The following is a 22,026-nucleotide window of genomic DNA, read 5'->3' on the forward strand; positions in this document are numbered from 1 at the left end:
TCAGCGGCCTGCGAACTCGATCAACCGGCGGTTGACCTCATCGGGCGACTCCTGATGGGCGTAGTGGCCGCTGTCTGCGATCTCGGTGAGGTCGAGGTGGGCTGCCCATTTGGCGCTGGCCGCGAGGGTCGGACGACGGATGTAGGTGTCGAGTTCGCCCCGGACCGCCAGCACCGGGATCTGTAGGCGCTTGTCCATCAGTTCCAGGAAGCGGCTGCCGTCCGGACGGAACTGTGATCGGAAGGCCCAGCGCCGGTACTCCAGGCTGCTGTGTGCGACGCCGGCGATCTGAATCGCCGACCGGTTACGGGCTGCGGTGTCGGCGAAATCGTCGGTCGTCGGCCAACGCAGTCCGGCATTCTTGCGCATCATCTCTTCGATCATGGCGCCGTCGTCGCGGATCAGGTCGCGTTCGGCTGTCCGCGGGATCTGGGCCCGGAGAAATCCGGCCAGGAACGCCTTGCGTTGAGCGGGATCGCGCAGGCTGGCGTCCTTGAGTGCCTGCGGATGGGGCGAGGCGATGACGACCATGGAGCGCACCGACCGCGGATGCAGGGTTGCAGTCGCCCAGCCGACGAGCCCGCCGTCGGCGTGACCGACGATCGTGGCGTCGGCGTGGCCCAGCGCACGGATCAGCCCGTCGGTGTCACCGGCCAGGGTCCAGCCGTCATAGCCGCGCGGCGGTTTGTCGCTGTCGCCGTAGCCCCGCAGGTCCACCGCGACCGCCCGGTAACCGGCAGCGGTCAGGGCCGGGAGCTGGTGACGCCAACTCCACCAGAACTCCCCGAATCCATGCATGAGCAGGACCAGGGGACGATCGGTACGGGGCTGATCGGCACATTCGACCGCGTGCAGCCGAACCCCGTTCGCCCGCACGTCATGGTGCCGCCACGGGCCCGCGAAACGAACGGTCGACGGGTCCGGGGATACCAACCGCTCAGCCCTTGAACGCCTTGGCGGCGCTCGGCTTGCTCAGGTCGGCCGCAGGACGAACTGGATCGTCGTGTCCGGACGGCAGGACGTCGGGGAGGTGTTGCACGGACGCGATGGTCTTCTTCGGTCCGGTCATCTTCTTGAAGACTATGTATCCGACGAGACCGGTGATGATGGCCGCGACGAGAAGTATCAGGAAGACGATGCCGAAAGCTGCCCAGCGTGGCAGCCACTCGGACAGCAACTCGCCCAGGAACCAGAAGAAGAACAGGCTGGCGTAGAGCGCCACCGTGAGCGCCACGATGATCAGCCCGGAGCCGATCGCAGCCTTCTTCGCCTCGCCTGCGAGCTCCGCCTTGGCAAGCGCCAATTCGGCACGGAACAGGGTCGACAGATGCTTGGTTGCTTCTTTGACCAGGGCCCCGACACTCGGATCGCCGCCGGGGCGCACGTTCGGGTCGGACAACGGGATCGACGAGACGTTCGGCGGAACATCTCCCGATGGGCGGTCGTCCAGCGTCACTACTACTCCTCCATCCTCGGACACGACATCCGAGACCACCCGGACGTTCGACTTTCGCAGCGCCGGGGTTTGTAGGCCTTATGTTGCCATGCCAGGATTGATTGCAGGCTCATCGGACCTTTTACGCGGGTAGGCGGCCTTTCCGACCAGGCGGCTGCCGGCGTGAGAGTACATGTCACACGAAAGGCGACAATGCCCACGTACCCGCTCGAACCCTTCGATCTGGACTTTTTCGACACGGCGCCCATCACCCACAAGTTCTCGGTGAACCTGCCCGTGTCACCTGAGCGTGCTTGGGGCGAACTGAGCAGGCAGAACACGTTGGACTGGTGTCGCCTGATCAAGGCGATCAACTTCACCTCGCCTGCTCCCTACGGGGTCGGGACCACGCGTTCGGCCGAGCTGGCGCCCGGATATGCGCGGCTGTCGGAGCGGTTCTTCGTGTGGGACGAAGACCCCGACACAGGGCGGTACCGCCACGCCTTCTACGTCGAACAGGCGAATGTTCCGAGCCTGCGGAAGTTCGGCGAACTCAGTGAGATCGAGCCGGCGGGCAGTGGCTGCAGGTTCACGTGGTCATTCGCCATCGAGCTCGCCGGTCCCATGGGGAAGGCGTCCAAGTTTGCCCTTCCGGTGACCAAGAAGGCCTTTTCGACCCTCGAAACCGACACGGTCAAGTACTTCGCGACCTTGAGCTGACATCCCATGGTGTGATTCATCATCAACTTTCTGACTCGAATCGGTCCAGCGATGGAGAACAGCGGCTGGCAGATGTCAGTCAGGTCATACTTCGGTTGGAGGCGCGGTGCGCTTTTCGCCCTGAGATCGTCCCCATATGCGGGGTCCGAGGGAATAATGCCATCGGACAACGCATCTGGGGACGATCTCAGGGGAATTCGTCCGTACCTGCGCTGCTGTCGATCAGCCCTTGCGCTGCTGGCGGATCGCGTCGAACACCGAGGGGTCGACCAGGGTCGAGGTGTCACCGAGCTCGCGACCCTCGGCGACGTCCTTCAGCAGGCGTCGCATGATCTTGCCCGACCGGGTCTTGGGCAGCTCGGGAACGATGTAGATCTCCCGCGGCTTGGCGATCGGGGAGATGTCCTTCGACACATGATCTTTCAGCTCCTTGATGAGCTGATCGCCGGTGTCCTCGCGGCCCTGGCGCAGGATCACGAAGGCAACGATGCCCTGGCCCGTGGTGGCGTCGGCTGCACCGATCACCGCCGACTCGGCAACGCTGGGGTGTCCGACGAGCGCGGATTCGACCTCGGACGTGGAGATCCGGTGACCCGAGACGTTCATGACGTCGTCGATGCGGCCGAGGACCCACAGCGCGTGGTCGTCGTCGTAGCGGGCGCCATCACCTGCGAAATACCAGCCCTGCTCGGCGAACCGCGACCAGTACGTGTCCTTGAACCGCTCCTCGTCGCCCCAGATGCCGCGCAACATCGACGGCCACGGCTTGTCCAGCACGAGGAACCCTTGCTCGCCGGCGCCGACGGACTCGCCTTTCTCGTTGACGATGTTGGCGCTGATGCCGGGCAGGGTCGCCATCGCCGAACCGGGCTTGGTGGCGGTGATACCGGGCAGCGGGGAGATCATGATCGCGCCGGTCTCGGTCTGCCACCAGGTGTCGACGATCGGGCAGTTCTCGCCGCCGATGACCTCGTGGTACCAACGCCAGGCCTCGGGGTTGATCGGTTCGCCGACGCTGCCGAGCAGCCGCAGCGAGCTCAGGTCGTGGGCATCCGGGATCTCGCGTCCCCACTTCATGAAGGTTCGGATCAGGGTCGGCGCGATGTAGTAGATGCTGACCTTGTACTTCTCGATGACCTCGAAGTGGCGATGTTCGTTGGGGGAGTTGGGCGTTCCCTCGTAGACCACCTCGGTCGCGCCGTTCGACAGCGGTCCGTACACGAGGTAGCTGTGCCCGGTGACCCAGCCGATGTCGGCGCCGCACCAGAAGACGTCCTTGCCCGGCTTGTGGTCGAAGACGTTGTGGAAGGTGTAACTGACCTGGGTCAGGTAACCACCGGAGCTGTGGACGATGCCCTTGGGTTTGCCTGTGGTCCCCGAGGTGTAGAGCAGGAACAGTGGGTGCTCGGCGTCGAAGGCCTCCGGCTGGTGCTTGGTGTCGGCCTTGGCGACGGTCTCGTGCCACCAGAGGTCGCGACCTTCGACCCAGTCGATGTCGGAGTCGGTGCGGTTGACGACCAGGACGTGTTCGATCGACTTGGCGGCGTCGTCGCCGGTGCCCAGGGCCTCGTCGACGCCCGCCTTGAGTGGGGCGGGCTTGCCGCGCCGGTACTGGCCGTCGGTGGTGACCACGAGTTTCGCTTCGGCGTCGTCGACCCGCGATCGCAGCGCGGCGGCCGAGAAGCCGGCGAACACCACCGAGTGGGTCAGGCCCAGGCGCGCGCAGGCGAGCATCGTGACGATCGCCTCGGGGACCATCGGCATGTAGATGGCGACGCGATCGCCGGAGACCAAGCCGATCTCGGTGAAGTAGTTGGCTGCCTGAGAAACCTCGGCAAGCAGGTCGTTGTAGGTGACGTCGCGGCTGTCCCCGGGTTCGCCGACCCAGTGGATCGCGACGCGGTCGCCGTTGCCCTCTTCGACATGGCGGTCGACGCAGTTGTACGCCACGTTGAGCTTGCCGCCGACGAACCACTTCGCGAACGGGGCATTCGACCAGTCGAGGACGTCGCCGAAATCGGTGTCCCAGTGCAGGCGGCGGGCCTGTTCGGCCCAGAACGCCAGCCGGTCGGCCTCGGCGGCCTGTTCGAGTTCGGGTCCGGCGTTCGCCTGCTCCACGAATGCGGTCGGCGGGGCGTACGTCACGGGTGCGGTGCCATCACTCATCGGTTCCCTTTCAGCTTCTCGGCCGCCCGGAATCGGAGTCGAGCGGCGGCCTGTGGCCCGTATCGAGGGTCACTGTGTTGTGCACCACATGATGTCTGCGGCATCATCTACTGCAATAGCCCCGAAAGTGGATAGTGCTGATGAGTGTCGACAACATCGTGCTCCGCCCCAGCGATCGCGAACTGGTGCGGGCCACGAGTGCGCGCTTGAGACGGGTCACGGGTATCCCGGTCGTCTTCGGAGGTCTGCGCGACCAGGGCGCCATTGCGGTGACCGAATCGGTGGGGCACCAGACGGCAGCACTACGCACGATCACGGTGACCCCGCAGCGTGGCCTCGGGGGTCTGATCTGGCTGAACAAACGCACCACGCTCATCCGCGACTACGGTTCGGCCAGCGAGATCACCCACGACTTCGACGACCAGATCCTCGGAGAAGGCATCACAGACCTCGCTGCGGCGCCGATCGTCGTCGACGGATCGGTGCGCGGCCTGATCTACGCGGGCTGGCGCGGGGGCGGTCATCTCGCGGACGACGCGGTGGCGGCGCTGTCCGTGGAAGCGGGCCGGGTCGCCGCCGAACTGCGCACCCGAGATGAGGTCGATCGACGCCTCGGAGCGATGGCTGCGGTGCAGCAATCGCAGATCCAGGCTGTCGAGTGGCTGGACGAGATCCGCGACATCGCGGCGGTCTCCGGAGACGACGAGACCCGGCGCCGGCTGCTCGACCTCGTTGATCAGATCGGTGGCGCGCGTCCGTCCGGTGAACCCGCGGTGCCTCTCACACCCCGTCAGCTCGAGGTGTTGTCGCTGGTCGCGATGGGTTTCGGTAATCGGGTGGTGGCGGATCGGCTCGGGTTGACCGTCGACACCGTGAAGACCTATCTCCGTGCGGCAATGGTCCGGCTCGGAGCGCACAACCGCCATGAGGCCGTGGTCAAGGCCCGTGCCGCGGGGCACGTTCTCGATCTGCTCTGACTACGGAGGGTCGACGTGTGCGAAGTACTCTGACTTCTCGTGACTGATCCTTTGGGGCCGCTGCTCGAGATGCCCGGCGTGCTCGAGGCGGCGGACCGGGCGCGCGACGCACTCGCGGCCGCCCACCGGCACCCCGCAAATCTCCGGGGCTGGGACAAGACGGCGACCGAAGCATCGTGGCGAGCGGGTCGGTCGTCGGCGGCCATCGACGGCGGCAGCATCGAGCTGGTTCGGGACGGCGATTTCGACGAGCCCGTCCTGTCCGGGGCGATGCGGGTGGCGCAGGCGCTCGATGGGGAGTCGTTGCCACAGATGCTGGCCGTGTGGACCCGGGCGCCGCTGCAGGCGCTGGCCAGGCTGCACGTGCTCGCCGCCAATGAACTGACGGACGATCCCGAGCTGCTGGGACGACCCCGCGCCGATCGTGAGCTCGACCAGAGGCTGGCCTTGCTCGCGCAGCTGGTCACCGGAGCGACCAAGGCACCGGCGCCGGTGCTCGCCGCGGTGGTGCACGCGGAACTGCTCGCGCTGGAACCCTTCGTCTTCGCGAACGGGGTGGTGGCGCGGGCTGCCTCGCGGCTGGTGTGTGCGAGTACCGGACTCGATCCGCACAACCTCGGGGTGCCGGAGGTGACCTGGTTCAAGCGGCTACAGCAGTACCGCACGCTGTCGGCGGCCTTCGGAGCGGGGGACCCGGAAGGTATCCGCGGTTGGCTGGTGCTGAGCAGTGAGGCCTTGGAGGCCGGAGCGGCCGAGGCGAGATCCATCGCCGATGCCGCGCGCGCTCAGTAGCTGCGTTCGGTCGATACTCGTTGTGACAGAGAAGAAATCAAGTGCGGGCAACGCACTGCGGGCGGCCTCCGGGTCGCTCATGCGATTCCCGTCGGCCGCCCGCTAGCACGGATCCGAGTTACCAAGCGTGCTGTGGTGGTTGTGTGGGATGACCTAGGCAGAGTTGTCCGCCGCCGCCTCACATGCGTTCCCACCCAAAGGAACTCATCTGAATACGACGCCGAATCTCGCAGGCCCACAACCTGGTGCCTCCCGCGGCGTGCTGCGCGTGGGTGCTCGATATCCGTGCTGGGAGTGCGTGGTCAGGAGTCCGTGCCTTCTCTTCCGGTCCGAACTTGGCTTCCCGCGCTTTCCGTAACTACTTTCTACACCGTGACCACGGTCACATCAAGGGGTCAGTCGTCTCGAATTTGCAACACGCCTTTTCCCTTGGGCTAAAACGCTTTTCACCACCGGCGCCCGCGTGGCGAACGCAGGTGGTCAGCGCCGCCGGCGGTGCAGTGCCGTGTAGGTGAGGGCGCCCGCAATCATTGCGCCCAAACCCACTGCAGCCGAGGCCGTCACGGTGACCGGGGTGGCCGCGGGCAGTCGGCTGCGCAGTGATATCGGTTTCGTGAACGAGAGCATCGGCCACCCCTGGGCGGAGGCCTCCTTGCGCAGGGCGCGATCGGGGTTGATGACAGTCGGGTGGCCGACTGCGCGCAGCATGGGTAGGTCGGTGATCGAGTCGGAGTATGCGAAGCACTTCGACAGGTCGTACCCGACCGATGCCGCGATCTCGTTCATCGCGACGACCTTCTCGTCGCCGTAGCAGTAGAACTCCACCTCGCCCGCGTATTTGCCGTCGATGACCTTCATCCGGCTGGCCATCGAGTAGTCGGCACCGAGCATCTCGCCGATCGGTTCGACGATCTCGGTACCCGACGCCGAGACGATGACCACGTCGTGTCCGCGCGCCTTGTGGCCGGCGATCAGGTCCGCCGCTTCTGCGAAGACCAGCGGGTCGACGATGTCGTGGAGGGTCTCGTGGACGATCGACGACACCTGCTCGACATCCCAGCCCGTACACATCGCGGTCACGTGCTTGCGCATGCGCTCGACCTGATCGTGGTCGGCCGCCGACAGCAGGAACATGAACTGCGCGTAGGACGATTTCAGGACGGATCGGCGATTGATCAGACCCTGATCGAAGAACGGGCGGGAGAAGGCGAGGGAGCTCGACTTGGCGATGATCGTCTTGTCGAGGTCGAAGAACGCGGCGATCCGCGTCGTACCGGGGGACCTCGGTCCACCGTCTGCCGGCTTGAAAGCGGTCACCCGTCGAGGGTACGTGGGGCTACCGTATGAGGCATTGCTTCGGAGCGCAGTGAACCGGATAACTTTACTTACGATCACTTCGTTTCAGCGAAGGGAATCAAATGGTTGAAGTTGCAATCAATCCCAGAAACTTGTGTATAGTCATAGTTACCCGGACTTGATCCGGGGCTTTCAGCCCGACCCCCCGGGGCTGAACGCGACGACCCTGGCCTCCTCCCCCCCTGGCCAGGGTCGTCCCCATTTCCGGACCTTTTCGGTCCGCTGAACCACACGGTCACTGTTTCCTCCCTTACCCTGTCTCAACTGCATGTTTTCCGGAACTCTCGGTGCGTACGGGCTTGCGGGACGCTGCTTTCAGCAGGGAACTGTCCACAGATGACAGACACTCCACAGCTTCGGGTCCGACGGGCCGTCAGTCGCCGTCGAAGATGAGCCGACACGCCACGATGGCTTCCATGACCGAATCCTCGACTGTGCTCGTGATGGTGTCCCCGGACCTCGCGGACGACGTCGCGCGTGTCGCCGCTGCCGCCGGATATCAAATCGTTCGTGCGCTTCCCGAACGATGTCGCAGAGAGTGGGCCGAGTGCACCGCGGTGCTCGTCGACGCCAGCACCGTCGAGGCAACACTGGCTTCCGGATTGCCCCGACGCGGCGGACTGCTCGTCGTCGGACTCGCAGGCGACGGACCGCAGATGTGGCGCACCGCGCTCACCCTCGGGGCCGGGGACGGCTTCGTGCTCCCGGACGACGAGCACGCGGTGGTGCAGGCGCTCTCCCGGATCGCGAAACCGATCGGACCCTCCGGTGTTGCCATCGCCCTGATACCGGGTCACGGAGGTGCCGGGGCCTCGACATTGGCCGCCGGAGTGGGGTTGGTGGCCTGTGAAAGGGGTCTGAGCGGACTCATCATCGATCTCGACCACCTCGGTGGTGGGCAGGACCTCCTACTCGGGGTCGAGGACCAGCCCGGGCTGCGCTGGCAAGAACTCACGCTCGAGAGCGGCCAGGTCGTGGCCGCCTCCCTGCACACCGCTCTCCCGCATGCCCGCGGAGGGCTGGCGATTCTCACCGGGCGGCGCGGCGGCGGTACACCGGTCCGGCCAGAGGCCGCGCTCGCCGCCATCGACGCCGCCCGGGGCAGCGGCGACGTCGTGGTGGCCGACCTGCCCCGGCGCGAGGGTGAGCTGGTGGACGCCGTGGTGGAAGCCGCAGACCTGGTGGTGCTCGTGACCGCCGCGACGATCCGGGCCTGCGCGGCCGGACGTGAGATGGCTGCGCGCGTGCGGGCCCGCACCGGGCGGGTCGAGGTCGTCGTCCGCGGTCCGGCTCCGGGTGGGTTGCGGGCGGTCGAGGTGGCCGACGTCATCGGTGTGCCCCTGCTGACCGCGACCCGGCCCGATGTGCGGCTCGAGCGGCAACTCGAATCCGGTGGGCTCGCCCTCACCCGTCGTTCCCCGTTGCGCCGGTCCGCGACCACGGTGCTCGACCGCGCGGTCGAGCTGCGTCGGGTGCTGCGGTGAGCACCGGTGGTGATGGAGTGCATCCCGGGCGTGCGCAACTGCTGACCCGGGTCCGCGAGAAGCTCGCGGCCACCGCGCAGGATCCGACCCCCGAGGTGATGGCAGCCGTCGTCCGCGCGGAGGCAGGTGGAGTGCTGGGCGACACCGATCTGCTTGATGCCCTTCGGTTTCTGCAGACCGAACTGGTCGGTGCCGGACGCTTGGAGGTCTTGCTGGCCGGCCCGGCGGTCAACGACATCCTGGTGGTGGGACCGAAACAGGTCTGGACTGATCAGGGTCGTGGTCTCGAGCGGTCGGACGTCGAGTTCGAGGACGACGAGGCGGTGCGACGACTGGCGATGCGGTTGGCCCTGGCCGCAGGCAAGCGGCTCGACGACGCGCAACCGTGGGTCGACGGCCAGCTGGCCGGGCTCGGTCGACGCGGTTACAACGTGCGTCTGCATGCCGTCATCCCACCGATCGCGGTGGACGGGACGTGCCTGTCGTTGCGGGTGTTACGTCCGGCAACGCAGAACCTCGACGCCCTGGCGCGCTCGGGCGCAATTGATCCGGAGGCCCTCGCGCTGCTGGAGGCCATCGTCGACGCGAGGCTGGCCTTCCTGGTGGTGGGCGGCACGGGAGCGGGCAAGACGACCATGTTGTCGGCACTTCTCGGGCGGGTTGATCCGGCGGAGAGGATTGTGTGCGTCGAAGACGCGGTGGAGCTGGCGCCGCCGCACCCCCACGTGGTGCGGCTGGTCGCCAGGACACCGAATGTCGAAGGCGCGGGGGAGGTCCCGGTGCGAGCGCTGGTCCGGCAGGCGCTTCGGATGCGGCCGGACCGGATCGTCGTAGGGGAGGTCCGGGGCGCCGAGGTCGTCGACCTGCTGACGGCGATGAACACCGGACACGACGGCGGCGCCGGCACCCTGCACGCGAATTCGACGGCGGAGGTGCCCGCGCGGATGGAGGCACTCGCCGCCCTCGGCGGCATGGACCGGCCTGCGCTGCACAGCCAGCTCGCAGCAGCCATTTCGGTGGTGATCGGGGTGTTCCGGGATTCGTCGGGCAGCAGGGGTGTCGCGGAGATCGGGATGCTCCGCCGTGGCAACGACGGACTGGTCTGCGTAGAAACTGTCTGGACTCGAGCGGGCGGCTTCACCACCGCCGCAGCAGCGCTGGCCGCGGTACTGGACGCGAGGTTGGGGCGATGACCGCAGTGCTGGCCGCCATCGGCCTGTCCATACTGTTGTGGGCCCGACCACGTGCACAGACTCGCGCACAGGCCCTGATCCCTGCGGAACCATTGCGACGCACACTGTTTGGCGATCCCGTTGGTCTGGGACTGCTGCTCGGTCCGGTGCTGGCGCTTGTTCTCGTCGGTGCCAGTGCGGCGCTGGCCGCCGCCATGGCCGCTGCGATGGCGCAGGTTCTGTTGGTCTCGCGGCGACGCGAGCGGGCAGGGGCCGCAGAGATGGGGCGGTTACTCGCGGCGCTGGAGGTCATGGTCTCCGAGTTGAGGGTGGGGGCGCATCCCGCACACGCGTGCAGGCAGGCGGCGCAGGACTGCGGCGGTCCTTCGGACGCGGGAACGGCTGAGATGCTGCAGATGATGGCGGGTCGTGCCGCCCTCGGCGGTGATGTTGCCGCAGGAATCGAGCAGGCGGACGGGCACTACGGCGAGTCTTCTTCGGGGTCGGGGGCCGCCGGGTTTCAGGCGTGGCAGCGGATCGCCGTCGCGTGGCGAACTGCTGAACAGTACGGCCTCCCGATGGCCGAACTGCTGACCTCGGTGCGTGCAGATCTGTTGGCCCGTCATCGCTTCACAGCACGCACGGCAGCTGCACTCGCGGGCGCGAAGGCGACCGCGCTGGTTCTCGCGCTGCTACCGATACTCGGGATCCTGCTCGGACAGGCGATGGGCGCGGCGCCGGTGGCGGTGTTGCTCGGTGGCGGGCTCGGCGGAGTCCTGCTCGTGGTCGGGGTGGGCCTGGTCTGCGCCGGACTGCTGTGGTCGCGGCGCATCGTCGGCAAGGTGACCGACCGGTGACCGCGGTTGTACTCGCAGCTCTGGCCGGGGCTGTCGGCCTGCTGCTCGTCCCGGGCCCGGTGTGGTCGACGTACCGGATTGCTCCGCCGGTGGCCGGCGCCCGCCGTCGGGAACCGCGGTGGCTGGGAAAGAAGAAGGCGGTCGACGACCCGTTCGCGGCGGCAGCGAGCTACGACCTGTTCGCGGTGTGTCTGCGTTCCGGGTTGCCGGTCGCCGCATCGGCCAAGGTGGTGTCGCAGTCGGCTCCGCCGGCGCTGGCGCAAATTCTCGCACACGCTTCCGATCTGTTGTCTCTGGGCGCAGATCCGTTGCAGGCGTGGGCCGTACCCGGCGACGCGGATCAGTCCGCCGCGATGCTGGCAGCGGTGACGCGGCGTTCGGCGCGAGCGGGGTCCTCGCCGGTGAGCGGGTTGGAGGAGTTGGCGGACAACCAGCGCAGCGAGGCCCAGGATCGGGCGGCCGCCGCCGCCGAACGCGCAGGGGTTGCGATCAGCGGACCACTCGGACTGTGTTTCTTGCCGGCCTTCGTCTGCCTGGGCATCGTGCCCGTGGTGATGGGCCTGGCGGGAAAAGTGTTCGGTGGCGGTCTGCTCTGAGATCTGCCGTGGACTGGCCACGGCGTGGATAGGGGGAAATCGATGATAGGCAACATGATTCGGAACGTGCAGGCACGAGCTGCGGTGCTCATGATGGACGAGGACGGCATGTCGACCGCCGAGTACGCGATCGGCACGATTGCTGCGGCGGCGTTCGGTGCGATTCTCTACACCGTTGTCACCGGTGATTCGATCGTCTCGGCGTTGACGGGGATCATCGACAAGGCGTTGCAGACCACGGTCGGATGATGATGCGGCGCGTTCGTCGCCGTCTGCTGACCGATGATCGGGGCATGGTGACGGTGGAGGCGGCGTTCGCGCTCGCCGCGATTGTCGCGATGGTGGTGATCGGGGTGGTGGCGGTGGCCGCGGTGGCTGCTCACGTCCGCTGTATCGACGCGGCGCGGGAGGCGGCGAGGATTGCGGCGCAGGGTGATTCGGTTCGTGCCGAGCAGGTGGCGCGTCAGGTTGGTCCTGATGGGGCGTCGGTGCGGATCCGTACCGAGGGGGAGTTGATCGTCGCGCAGGTGCGGGTCGATGTGCCGTTGCTGCCAGGGGTGGAGGTGGGTGCGCGGGCGGTGGCGGCGGTCGAACCGGGCGGCGACGAGTGAGGATCGCGGGCGATGAGCGTGGCTCGGCGACGGTTGTCGGGGCGTGCGCGATCGCGGCGTTGGCGGGGTTGGTGGTGCTGGTCCTGTATGTCGGTGCTGCGGTGTCTGGGCGCCATCACGCTCAGTCGGCCGCCGATCTCGCCGCGCTCGCGGCTGCGTCTGCTCTGGTGCTCGGTGAGGCCGATCCGTGCGCGCAGGCCGGGCTCATCGCGAGCCGGATGGAGGTTGCCCTCGCGTCCTGCAGTCCGGATGGCGAGGACGTGGTGGTGTCGGTCGAGGTGCACGTCGAGCTGGGCCTACTGGGTCACCGACCTGCCCGAGCCACCGCTCGGGCAGGCCCGGTGCCCTGAAGCCGACAGTTGTGGTGCGTCAGCAATAAGCGGTGGCGTAACGACCCTCGGCGTACTCGAAAGAGGTCTGCACGCCGTTCACAAACGTGGAGCAACGCACGTAGTTGTTGCCGCTGCCGTCGTTCTCGTAATCGGCCGAAATGTAGCCGCCGACAAGCTGGTACGTCGATCGGGAGGTGAACGTACGGCTGGTTGACCAGTAGGTATGCCCATCGGTGCCGACGAAGGTGTTGTTGAATCGAACCCGCTGGGACGGATCTTCGGGGAACGACTGACCGTCGCCATAGGCGTCGTACCAATAGATCGAGTCGTTGATCGGCTTATTCGACACGAACACGTACTTGATCACGTCCCCCGATGTCGGGAATTCCACGTCGGCTGAGGCCGGAGAGACTCCCGAGAACAGGCCCAAGGCCACCACAGTCGACGCCAAAGTAACCAGAACGCGCTTCAACACTTTTCGATTCTCCTTAAGACACTCCCGCCCAGATCGCGGGAGAAGTGGGAGAACCATAACACGACCTACACTGTGGACTCTAGCGGAAGATGTTGGAAGGCAGCAGGTTTCGTCATCCGTTCGAACTACACCACTTGGTTCGGCGGCCGTTCGGGATCCTGGCTGCGACGCACGGCGGACCCTGGTGGGTGACGCTGTCGGCTCCGGTGAGGTAGACAAGGAGGGGCCGCCGACATAGCAGAGAGTGGCTTGGTTCACAATGGTGCGAAATCGGTACTGCATCCTCCGGATGTAGGATCCTGTACGAGTGCATTAACTGAAGTGAATGGTGGGGAACTTCTTGACGAAACGTCTGTTGGCGGTCATGACCGGGATCATCGCGGTGATCGGCTTGTCTGGGATGGTCGCCGCTTCGGCGAACGCGGCGCCCCGGATCGGGCTGGGCGGTGGTGCGGGCATCATCATCAACAACAGTTCGGTGTGCACGCTGACCGCGATCGGCCACGACTCCGCGGGCCGCCTGGTCGGGCTGACCGCGGCCCACTGCGCCGAGACCGGCGATGCCGTCCGAGCCGAGAAGGCCGCCGGGTCCGGCGTGATCGGCCAGGTCACGTCGTCCAACAAGTACTGGGACTACGCGGTGATCCGCTTCGACCCGGCCAAGGTCGAACCGCAGCGGAACTACCGGGGGTTGACCCTCGGCGGTTTCGGTCCGCAGCCGGCCTTCGGTCAGAACGCCTGCAAGGCGGGCCGCACCACCGGCACCAACTGCGGCGTCGTCTGGGGCACCGACCCCGAGAGCCCGACCTTCACCCTCAATCAGAGCTGCTCCAACCACGGCGACTCCGGCGCGCCTGTCGTCGTCGACAACAAGCTCGTCGGCCTGCTCAACGGTGGCCGCATCTTCAAGAACATCGGCGGCACCGGACTGAACTTCGACATCGAATGCAACGACCCGGGCAACCCGGTTCACGTGCCGACGCTCAGTACCGGGATCAACTACATCCTCAAAGACCTGAACGGGCACAACATCGTCGGCAGCGGCTTCCGCCTGATCTGATCGGTCCGGTTGCGCCCGGTCAGTTGCTCTATTTGCGCTTGATGATCCCGGCTACTCCGGCGATCACCAGGCCGATCCCGCCGACAAGGGTCAGCCACAGCCCGATGCCGACGTCGATGGTGATATCGAAGACCTCGGCGGTCTCCTTGGCGTCCAGGATGTCGGTGATGTCGACGATCGCGATGAGTGCCACCAGGATCCCCGTCACCACCGCGACGATGCCGGCCGTCAGGTGCAGGCCGGACCGCTTGGCGATGAGAACGCTGATCACGCCGAAAATTCCGGCGATGACGGCGAGGACCAAGGTCAGGACGCCATCATTGGCATCGGTGTCGGAATCTCCACCGCCGAGCCCGCTCTCGCTGAACGTTCCCGAGACCCACGGCAGGAACGCCGAGATCGCGATCACCACCGCGATGACCGCGATGACCAGTCCGATGACCTTGACTGCCTGCGAGACCGGCGGGGCCGCCTGCGCTGAGCCGTACGCGCTGCCGTAGGGCTGCTGCTGACCCTGATCGTGTTGCGGCGCAGAGTAAGGATTCTGACCTGCCTGGTAGGGCTGCTGTCCGCCCTGCTGATACGGCGCCTGCTGGCCGTACTGCGGCTGGCCCTGCGGCGCACCGTATTGCGGCTGACTCTGAGAGGCACCGTACTGCGGCTGGTTCGATCCGTATTGCTGTGGCGCCTGCTGACCGCCGTACTGACCCGGCTGTCCTGACCCCTGCTGACCTTGCCAGTACTGGCCTTGCCCGTACTGCCCCTGGCCGTACTGGCCCGGCTCGTACTGTCCCGGTTGGGGCTCGCCGTGCTGCGGTGGACGCGGAGGCTCCGCGCCCGCACTCGAATGGTCGGTCCCCGCGGGCTTGAAGACGTCCGGCGCTGGGCCGCCCGGTTGCGGATTCACCGGAGGTGGGTTGGTGGACGTCATGCGGGTCTGGTCATACGGGTCGGATTGCCCGGGTGTCTGCGTCATGGTTTGTGCCTCTTCGCTGATCGGATTTCTCACGGTAAACCCGATGGCACCGACAAGGATCACTTTTAAGGGCGCCTGAACCAAACGACCCGTGCAATTCATGCAGCTGATCGACAGTGTCCAATTGTTCGCTTCGTCGTGGGTCTCAGTGAGCGGTGTTTGATTGTTCGCTACGGGCCGGGCCCTATTGCGCACTCTTCCCTCGTCTCTCAGTCGCTGCGCTCCCTCGTTCCTCACTGCATCCTGCGCGGCCCGTCCCTGCGCTCACGACTGCATCACGCGCGGCCCACCCCTGCGCTCACGGGCAGCTCGTGCAAGATCAAATTCAGGACTCGGATGGCGCCGTCCTTGTCTAGCGGTTCGTTGCCGTTGCCGCATTTCGGGGACTGCACACACGAGGGGCATCCGGTTTCACACCCGCACCCGGACACCGCATCTCGGGTGGCGCGGATCCAGATCTCGAAGGCCTCGTGTCCACGGTCGGCGAAACCGGCACCGCCGGGATAACCGTCGTAGACGAATACCGTGGGCAGGTCGGTGTCGGGATGCAGATTGGTCGACAAGCCGCCGATGTCCCAGCGATCGCAGGTCGCCACCAGCGGCAACAACCCGATCGCGGCGTGTTCGGCAGCATGCAACGCTCCCGGGAAACGAATCGAGTCGACCCCGACAGCCTCGAGGGCCTCGGGGGTGAGCGTGTACATCACGGCCCGCGTCGAGAGCGTTTGCGGCGGCATGTCGAGCTCTACCGAATCGAGGACCTCGCCGGAGATCAGCTTCCGCAGGTACCCGACCACCTGATGCGTGACGTCCACCCGCACCAACGCCACGGTCAGCGGCCCATGGGTTTCCGTCTCGATCACGTCGGTGATGTCGACGATGGTGGTCTCGCGGGCGCTGGTGGTCCAGTCGGGTTCCTCGGGATGCACCAGTGCCAGACCATCATCGAGGTCGAGTTCGTCGACGACATAGCTCTCGCCCCGATGGATGTGGACGGCGCCCTGGTGCACGGTGGACATCGCCCGTCCGGTGTCGACCGTGCCGAGCAACTGCGCGGTGGTCTCGTCGACGATCATCACCTGGCCGCCGATGCCGCCGCGAATGTCCACCGCGCCGTGGGGGTCCACCCCGGCCGCGACATACCACCCCGCCTTGCGGTGTCGGATGAGTCCCTGACGGGCCAGATCTTCCAGTAGTTCCCGCGCCCCGAAGGCGTCGACCTCGGCATCCTTGAGCGGCAGTTCGGCGGCCGCACAGAGTAATTGCGGACCGAGCACATAGGGATTGGTGGGGTCGGTGACGGTGGCCTCGACAGGTTTGTTCAGCAGCGCCTCGGGATGGTTCACCAGGTAGGTATCGAGGGGGTCGTCGCGGGCGATCAGCACCACCAGTGACCCCTCGCCGCGCCTGCCCGCTCGCCCGGCCTGTTGCCAGAACGACGCGACGGTCCCCGGAAACCCGGCCACCACAATGGCATCGAGTCCGCTGATGTCGACACCGAGTTCCAGTGCGTTGGTGGTGGCGACCCCCAGCAGCTTTCCGTCGGCGATGTCGCGTTCGAGGGTGCGGCGGTCGTCGGCGAGATAACCCGCGCGGTACGCGGCCACCCGGGGCGCCAACGCCGGGTCGACCTCCTCGAGTATTCGTTTGGCCGAGAGTGCCGTCAGTTCGACACCGCGGCGACTTCGGACGAAGCACAGCGTCCGCGCGCCCTCGAGCACGAGATCGGCAAGGACGCGCGCGGCCTCGGCCCCGGCCTGTTTGCGCACGGGAGCGCCGTGCTCCCCGGTGATCTCGGGGACGAAACCCGGCTCCCACAACGCGACCGTGCGCGCGCCGTGAGGTGATCCGTCTTCGGTGATCTCCACGCAGTCGGCGCCGATCATCCGACTCATGGCCGCGCCCGGACTTCCTGCGGTGGCGCTGGCACCGATCACGACCGGATTCGCGCCCGCCGCCCGCGCGATACGAAGCAGACGGCGCAATACCAGCGCGGTGTGCGAGCCGAATACGCCTCGATAGTGGTGGCATTCATCCACGACGATGAATTGCAGCCCACGCATGAACTGTCGCCAGCGGCCATGGGACCCGAGAATGCCGATGTGCAACATGTCCGGATTGGTGAATATCCACCGGGAGTGTTCGCGAGCCCATTGACGCACGGCGGGTTCGGTGTCGCCGTCGTATGCGCAGGGCTGTAAATGCATGAACTCCTTGCGCCCGGCCAGCAGCGAGGACACCGACCGCAGCTGATCGGAACCGAGCGCCTTGGTGGGCGCGAGATACAACGCGGTTGCCCGCGGATCGTCGAGAAGCCGGGACAGGATGGGAACCTGGTAGGCAAGTGACTTTCCGGACGCCGTTCCCGTCGAGAGCACCACATGTTGTCCGGCCCAGGCGTGTTCGGCCGCAATGACCTGGTGGGTCCACGGCGCCCTCACGCCGGATTCCACCAGGGCGTCGCGAACCGGACCGGCGACCCAATTTGGCCAACTGGCGAAAGAAGCTGTCCTGGAGGGAATTACTGACTTGTGTGTCAGAGGTGAGTCATCAGGATCGATACCAGCAAGCGTCCGGGCGAGCAGTTCGGTGCCGAAGTCGCCGTTACTCATCGTTCCAGTTCATCACCTCGTAATACTAGGCCCGCCGGATACAACAACGCGGAGGTCATCCGGCATCCACGACGCACAGTGGGCTTCTGGCGACGTTTGAAATCAAGTTGAACTCTCCACTGTTGTGCACGCCGAGAACATGATTGACTCAATGTGGTCGTAGCTCTCGGGGGGTGGGTTCAAGCATTTGGCCTTCTCACTCGCAGATCGTGTTACGACCGTGGTACTGAAGGTCAGTGTGCGGGCGTGCTCGCAAGCGGCGCCAGAAGGTATGGCGGTCGGAACCGGCCCGGCGTGGGTAACTCTCCGCCGCTACCGGTGATAGAAAAGGAATACGGCATGGCTCAGGGGACTGTGAAGTGGTTCAACGCGGAAAAGGGGTTCGGTTTCATCGCGCCCGATGATGGCCCGGACGACGTGTTTGTCCACTACTCCGAGATCCAGGGAAACGGTTTCCGGACCCTCGAGGAGAACCAGCGGGTTGAGTTCGAGGTCGGTCAGGGCACGAAAGGTCCGCAGGCCACTGGTGTTCGCGGTCTGTAGGACGCGTCCTTCGCACCACTCGAAAAATCTGGGTTCACCCCCGACGCCGAAACCACGGCGCCGGGGGTGAGTCTTTTTCGGCCGCGCATACCGTACGGTTTCATCGTGGGTCAGCTGTCCATGTTCTCCGCGGAGACCGACGAGCCGTCCTTGGACGACCTCGCCGGGATCTTGGCGTCCGCTGGGCAGGTGGCCATCGGACCCCGAGGTGCGCGGCTGTCGGTCGTGGTGGCCGAGGACTGGCGTGCCCAGGCACTCGCTGACGAGATCGAGCGATCCGGGGTGACCGCCGAGATATCACTGTCGTCGGAGGGCTCGCCTCTCGTCGGGACAGCGGCGACGCCGGTCCTCGAAGGCCTGTACCGCCAATGGACCAAAGGTGCGGTGAAGACGATGCCCGCCACCTGGGTGCCCTCTCCGAGAGCGTTGCGCCTATGGGTCATGGCGGCCGGACAGCGCGACGCCGACCGCTACCTTCTCGGTCTCGACTCCCACGCCCCGGACTCGCACGGTTCGCTCGCGACCGCGGTCATGCGGGCGGGTATCGCGCCCACACTGGTGGGCACCCGGAGCTCCAGCCCGGCCCTGCGCATCGCGGGCAAGCGGCGCCTGACGCGGCTGATCGAATCGGTCGGAGAGGCCCCGGACATACCCGGGGCAGCTCTGCAGTGGCCTTTTATTTGACAGCGTGATCGATAACGTGTCTGAACTGTACTGACAGCCTGTCCAAACGACCGGTTCGCACCCTGGTTCGACGGTGTTCACGGGTGGCAGGTCAGGTGCAGGGATGTCATAAGCGCTATACATAAGGTACAAACGGGCCAGAAGGACCATGAAAGGTGCAGGCAAAGACGGTGGCGGATTCAGGTACTACAGCCGGCAAGACAGGTGGTGTCGTGCGCCGGCTCGTGATCGTCGAGTCCCCGACCAAGGCCCGCAAGATCTCGACATATCTCGGTCCCAACTACGTGGTGGAGTCGTCGCGCGGTCATATTCGTGACCTGCCGCGTGGTGCCGCCGACGTGCCTGCCAAATACAAGGGTCAGGCGTGGGCGAGGCTCGGCGTCAACGTCGACGAGAACTTCGAACCGCTCTACGTGGTGTCACCGGACAAGAAGTCCACGGTGACCGAACTCAAGGCGCTGCTCAAAGACGTCGACGAGCTCTATCTCGCGACAGACGGTGACCGCGAGGGCGAAGCCATCGCGTGGCACCTGCTCGACACCCTCAAACCCAAGATCCCGGTCAAGCGGATGGTCTTCCACGAGATCACCGAATCGGCCATCCGCGCGGCCGCCGAAGATCCCCGTGACCTCGACGAAGACCTCGTCGACGCCCAGGAGACGCGTCGCATCCTCGACCGTCTCTACGGCTACGAGGTGTCGCCGGTCCTGTGGAAGAAGGTCATGCCGAAGTTGTCGGCGGGCCGCGTGCAGTCGGTGGCCACCCGCATCATCGTCGAGCGGGAGCGCGAGCGGATGGCGTTCCGGTCGGCCAGTTACTGGGACATCGCCGCGACGCTCGACGCCGGCGCCGATGCGACGCCGCGTAGTTTCGGTGCCCGTCTGGTCAGCGTCGACGGCGATCGTGTGGCCAGTGGACGCGACTTCGACTCGGTCGGCGGTCTGAAGAAGGCCGACGGCGTCGTCGTCCTCGACGAGAACCGCGCGGTCGCGCTGGCCGGAGCCCTGCAGGGCGCCTCGCTGTCGGTGTCCTCGGTCGAGGAAAAGCCGTACACCCGCAAGCCGTATGCGCCGTTCATGACGTCGACGCTGCAGCAGGAGGCGGGCCGCAAGCTGCGGTTCACCTCCGATCGCACGATGCGGGTCGCGCAACGGCTGTACGAAAACGGCTACATCACCTATATGCGTACCGACTCGACCACGCTGTCCGAGTCGGCGATCACGGCGGCCCGTAACCAGGCCCGTGATCTCTATGGGGCGAACTTCGTCCACCCGACGCCGCGGCAGTACACCCGCAAGGTGAAGAACGCTCAGGAGGCCCATGAGGCCATCCGGCCGGCCGGTGAGTCCTTCCGGACCCCCGGTGAGGTCGCCTCCGCGCTGCAGACCGACGAGTTCCGGCTCTATGAACTCATCTGGCAGCGGACCGTCGCCTCGCAGATGGCCGATGCCCGCGGCACCACGATGAGTCTGCGGATCACCGGATCCGCGCGAACCGGGGAGACCTGCACGTTCGCCGCCTCGGGCCGCACCATCACGTTCCCGGGTTTCTTGTCTGCCTACGTCGAGACCGTCGACGAGCAGGCAGGCGGCACCGCCGACGACGCCGAGAGTCGCCTCCCGAACCTCGTTCAAGGACAAGCGCTCACGGCCACCGAACTGCGGCCGGACGGGCACACCACCAATCCGCCCGCGCGCTACACCGAGGCGTCGCTGGTGAAGACGTTGGAGGAGTTGGGGATCGGCCGCCCGTCGACGTACGCGTCGATCATCGGCACCATCCAGGATCGCGGCTACGTGCACAAGAAGGGCTCGGCTCTCGTCCCGTCCTGGATTGCGTTCGCCGTCGTCGGGCTGCTCGAGGCCTACTTCAAACGGCTTGTCGACTACGACTTCACCGCCTCGCTGGAAGACGATCTCGACCAGATCGCCAGTGGCGCAGAGAACCGCACCAACTGGCTGACGCAGTTCTACTTCGGGCAAGAAGGCGCCGAAGGTCAGGCCGCGACGGGTCTGAAAAAACTGGTCGGCATCAACCTCGAAGAGATCGACGCCCGGACCGTCAACTCGATCCGCTTGTTCGACGACGATCAGGGCAGGCCCGTCTACGTGCGCGTCGGCCGGTTCGGTCCGTATCTCGAGCGCACCGTCACGCCTGAGGGTGGCGGCGAGCCGGAGTCGCAGCGCGCCAACCTGCCCGACGACATCACTCCTGACGAGCTGACCCTCGAACTCGCGGAGAAGCTCTTCAGCACCCCGCAGGAGGGTCGCACCCTGGGCGTCGACCCACTCTCGGGTAACGAGATCGTGGCCAAGGAGGGGCGTTTCGGCCCGTACGTGACCGAGATTCTCCCCGATCCGGAAGATGACGGAGACGACGACGCGTCGGCGCCTGCCCTCACCCCGCCGTCCGCGCCGACCCCGCTCGACGACGGTGCGACCCCACTGGACGCTCCGACCGGTGGAGGCGGCACCGCGACCGCGACCAAGAAGGCAACAGCCAAGAAAACGGCGAAGAAGGCTGCCAAGAAGGCCGGCCCGAAGCCGCGCACCGGGTCGCTGTTCAAGTCGATGGAGATCGCTTCGGTCACGCTCGACGATGCCCTGAAGTTGCTCTCGCTGCCCAGAATCGTCGGGCAGGACGCAGAGGGCCAGGAGATCACCGCCCAGAACGGTCGGTATGGCCCATACCTCAAGCGCGGCACCGACTCCCGGTCGCTGACGAGCGAGGATCAGATCTTCGACATCACCCTCGAAGAGGCACTGAAGATCTACTCCGAGCCCAAGCGCCGCGGTCGTGCGGCCGCCGCGCCGCCGCTGCGGGAACTGGGTAAGGATCCGGTGTCGGAGGCTCCGATGGTGATCAAGGACGGCCGCTTCGGTCCGTACGTCACCGACGGTGAGACCAACGCCAGCCTGCGCAAGGACGACGACGTCGCGTCCATCACCGACGAGCGGGCCTCGGAGTTGCTGGCGGACAGGCGCGCCCGCGGCCCCGCCAAGAAGTCGGCGAAGAAGGCGGCCAAGAAGGCTCCGGCGAAGAAAGCCGCTGCCAAGAAGACCGCCGCCAAGAAGGCTCCGGCAAAGAAGGCCGCAGCCAAGAAGACGACCGCGAAGAAGACTGCAGCGAAGAAGACGGCAGCGAAGAAGACCCCGCCGAAGAAGTCGACGGACTAGGT

The 22,026-nt window shown here is 66.1% G+C and carries 21 protein-coding genes; 14 read left to right on the forward strand and 7 right to left on the reverse strand.

All coding sequences use genetic code 11. From position 1 onward, the window contains the following. Both J3S28_RS27625 and J3S28_RS27630 read right to left on the reverse strand, forming a co-directional pair. Entirely contained in the window at positions 1–933 is a 933-nt protein-coding gene (locus tag J3S28_RS27625) for an alpha/beta fold hydrolase (protein ID WP_207844426.1), read from the reverse strand. 4 nt (positions 934–937) lie between these two features. Continuing rightward, entirely contained in the window at positions 938–1,456 is a 519-nt protein-coding gene (locus J3S28_RS27630; RefSeq protein WP_207844428.1) for a phage holin family protein, read from the reverse strand. A gap of 192 nt (positions 1,457–1,648) precedes the next feature. Between J3S28_RS27630 and J3S28_RS27635 the strand changes: the two genes are divergently transcribed. Beyond that, the gene (locus tag J3S28_RS27635) at positions 1,649–2,155 is read left to right on the forward strand and encodes an SRPBCC family protein (protein WP_207844429.1); all 507 of its coding nucleotides are present in this window, start codon (positions 1,649–1,651) and stop codon (positions 2,153–2,155) included. Positions 2,156–2,377: 222 nt separating this feature from the next. Here the strand turns inward: J3S28_RS27635 and acs are convergent, their stop codons facing one another. Beyond that, positions 2,378–4,321: an acetate--CoA ligase gene (acs, locus tag J3S28_RS27640; RefSeq protein WP_207844430.1), complete on the reverse strand. Its 1,944-nt coding sequence runs from the start codon at positions 4,319–4,321 to the stop codon at positions 2,378–2,380. 140 nt (positions 4,322–4,461) lie between these two features. On the opposite strand from acs, the gene J3S28_RS27645 reads away from it, so the two are divergent. Together J3S28_RS27645 and J3S28_RS27650 are read left to right on the forward strand one after the other, a co-directional pair. Then, complete coding sequence (locus J3S28_RS27645; protein ID WP_207844431.1) at positions 4,462–5,298, forward strand: helix-turn-helix transcriptional regulator; 837 nt, start codon at positions 4,462–4,464, stop codon at positions 5,296–5,298. 69 nt (positions 5,299–5,367) lie between these two features. Further along, positions 5,368–6,090, forward strand: a complete 723-nt coding sequence (locus J3S28_RS27650) for a Fic family protein (protein WP_207844478.1) — start codon at positions 5,368–5,370, stop codon at positions 6,088–6,090. Between the two features lie 480 nt (positions 6,091–6,570). On the opposite strand, the gene J3S28_RS27655 is transcribed toward J3S28_RS27650, so the two are convergent. Further along, the gene (locus J3S28_RS27655; protein ID WP_207844433.1) at positions 6,571–7,407 is read right to left on the reverse strand and encodes an HAD-IB family hydrolase; all 837 of its coding nucleotides are present in this window, start codon (positions 7,405–7,407) and stop codon (positions 6,571–6,573) included. A 455-nt stretch (positions 7,408–7,862) separates the two neighbouring features. On the opposite strand from J3S28_RS27655, the gene ssd reads away from it, so the two are divergent. From ssd to J3S28_RS27690, 7 genes are read left to right on the forward strand one after another with little or no spacing between them, the layout of a single operon-like run. After that, positions 7,863–8,930: a septum site-determining protein Ssd gene (gene ssd, locus J3S28_RS27660; protein ID WP_207844434.1), complete on the forward strand. Its 1,068-nt coding sequence runs from the start codon at positions 7,863–7,865 to the stop codon at positions 8,928–8,930. After that, entirely contained in the window at positions 8,927–10,123 is a 1,197-nt protein-coding gene (locus tag J3S28_RS27665; protein WP_307797481.1) for a TadA family conjugal transfer-associated ATPase, read from the forward strand. The genes ssd and J3S28_RS27665 overlap by 4 nt, the downstream gene beginning before the upstream one ends. Beyond that, positions 10,120–10,959: a type II secretion system protein F gene (locus J3S28_RS27670; protein ID WP_207844435.1), complete on the forward strand. Its 840-nt coding sequence runs from the start codon at positions 10,120–10,122 to the stop codon at positions 10,957–10,959. Before J3S28_RS27665 ends, J3S28_RS27670 begins: the two co-directional genes overlap by 4 nt. Further along, complete coding sequence (locus tag J3S28_RS27675) at positions 10,956–11,555, forward strand: type II secretion system F family protein (protein ID WP_207844436.1); 600 nt, start codon at positions 10,956–10,958, stop codon at positions 11,553–11,555. The genes J3S28_RS27670 and J3S28_RS27675 overlap by 4 nt, the downstream gene beginning before the upstream one ends. A 42-nt stretch (positions 11,556–11,597) precedes the next feature. Next, entirely contained in the window at positions 11,598–11,804 is a 207-nt protein-coding gene (locus J3S28_RS27680) for a DUF4244 domain-containing protein (RefSeq protein ID WP_207844437.1), read from the forward strand. After that, the gene (locus J3S28_RS27685; protein ID WP_237342214.1) at positions 11,804–12,166 is read left to right on the forward strand and encodes a TadE family type IV pilus minor pilin; all 363 of its coding nucleotides are present in this window, start codon (positions 11,804–11,806) and stop codon (positions 12,164–12,166) included. Before J3S28_RS27680 ends, J3S28_RS27685 begins: the two co-directional genes overlap by 1 nt. Then, positions 12,163–12,516, forward strand: coding sequence for an Rv3654c family TadE-like protein (locus J3S28_RS27690; RefSeq protein ID WP_207844438.1), 354 nt, complete (start codon positions 12,163–12,165; stop codon positions 12,514–12,516). Before J3S28_RS27685 ends, J3S28_RS27690 begins: the two co-directional genes overlap by 4 nt. A gap of 19 nt (positions 12,517–12,535) precedes the next feature. Here J3S28_RS27690 and J3S28_RS27695 read toward each other — a convergent pair whose 3' ends face one another. After that, a complete protein-coding gene (locus J3S28_RS27695; RefSeq protein ID WP_207844439.1) occupies positions 12,536–12,973 on the reverse strand; it encodes a hypothetical protein in 438 nt (145 codons plus the stop codon). Positions 12,974–13,313: 340 nt separating this feature from the next. Between J3S28_RS27695 and J3S28_RS27700 the strand changes: the two genes are divergently transcribed. Next, on the forward strand, positions 13,314–14,033 hold the full coding sequence (locus tag J3S28_RS27700; protein ID WP_207844441.1) for a S1 family peptidase: 720 nt from the start codon (positions 13,314–13,316) through the stop codon (positions 14,031–14,033). A 28-nt stretch (positions 14,034–14,061) separates the two neighbouring features. Here the strand turns inward: J3S28_RS27700 and J3S28_RS27705 are convergent, their stop codons facing one another. Beyond that, the gene (locus J3S28_RS27705; protein WP_207844442.1) at positions 14,062–15,009 is read right to left on the reverse strand and encodes a DUF4064 domain-containing protein; all 948 of its coding nucleotides are present in this window, start codon (positions 15,007–15,009) and stop codon (positions 14,062–14,064) included. A gap of 275 nt (positions 15,010–15,284) precedes the next feature. Beyond that, a complete protein-coding gene (gene sftH / locus J3S28_RS27710) occupies positions 15,285–17,621 on the reverse strand; it encodes a DEAD/DEAH box helicase (protein WP_207844445.1) in 2,337 nt (778 codons plus the stop codon). 339 nt (positions 17,622–17,960) lie between these two features. Between sftH and J3S28_RS27715 the strand changes: the two genes are divergently transcribed. From J3S28_RS27715 to topA, 3 genes are all read left to right on the forward strand, one after another. Beyond that, complete coding sequence (locus J3S28_RS27715) at positions 17,961–18,164, forward strand: cold-shock protein (RefSeq protein ID WP_084839153.1); 204 nt, start codon at positions 17,961–17,963, stop codon at positions 18,162–18,164. Between the two features lie 105 nt (positions 18,165–18,269). Further along, entirely contained in the window at positions 18,270–18,848 is a 579-nt protein-coding gene (locus J3S28_RS27720) for a hypothetical protein (RefSeq protein WP_207844447.1), read from the forward strand. Between the two features lie 170 nt (positions 18,849–19,018). Continuing rightward, positions 19,019–22,024 (forward strand): type I DNA topoisomerase, encoded by a 3,006-nt coding sequence (gene topA, locus J3S28_RS27725; protein WP_207844484.1) that lies wholly within the window; start codon positions 19,019–19,021, stop codon positions 22,022–22,024. Positions 22,025–22,026 lie beyond the last annotated feature (2 nt).

The organism is Williamsia soli, from assembly GCF_017377795.1.
Lineage (GTDB): Bacteria > Actinomycetota > Actinomycetes > Mycobacteriales > Mycobacteriaceae > Williamsia > Williamsia soli.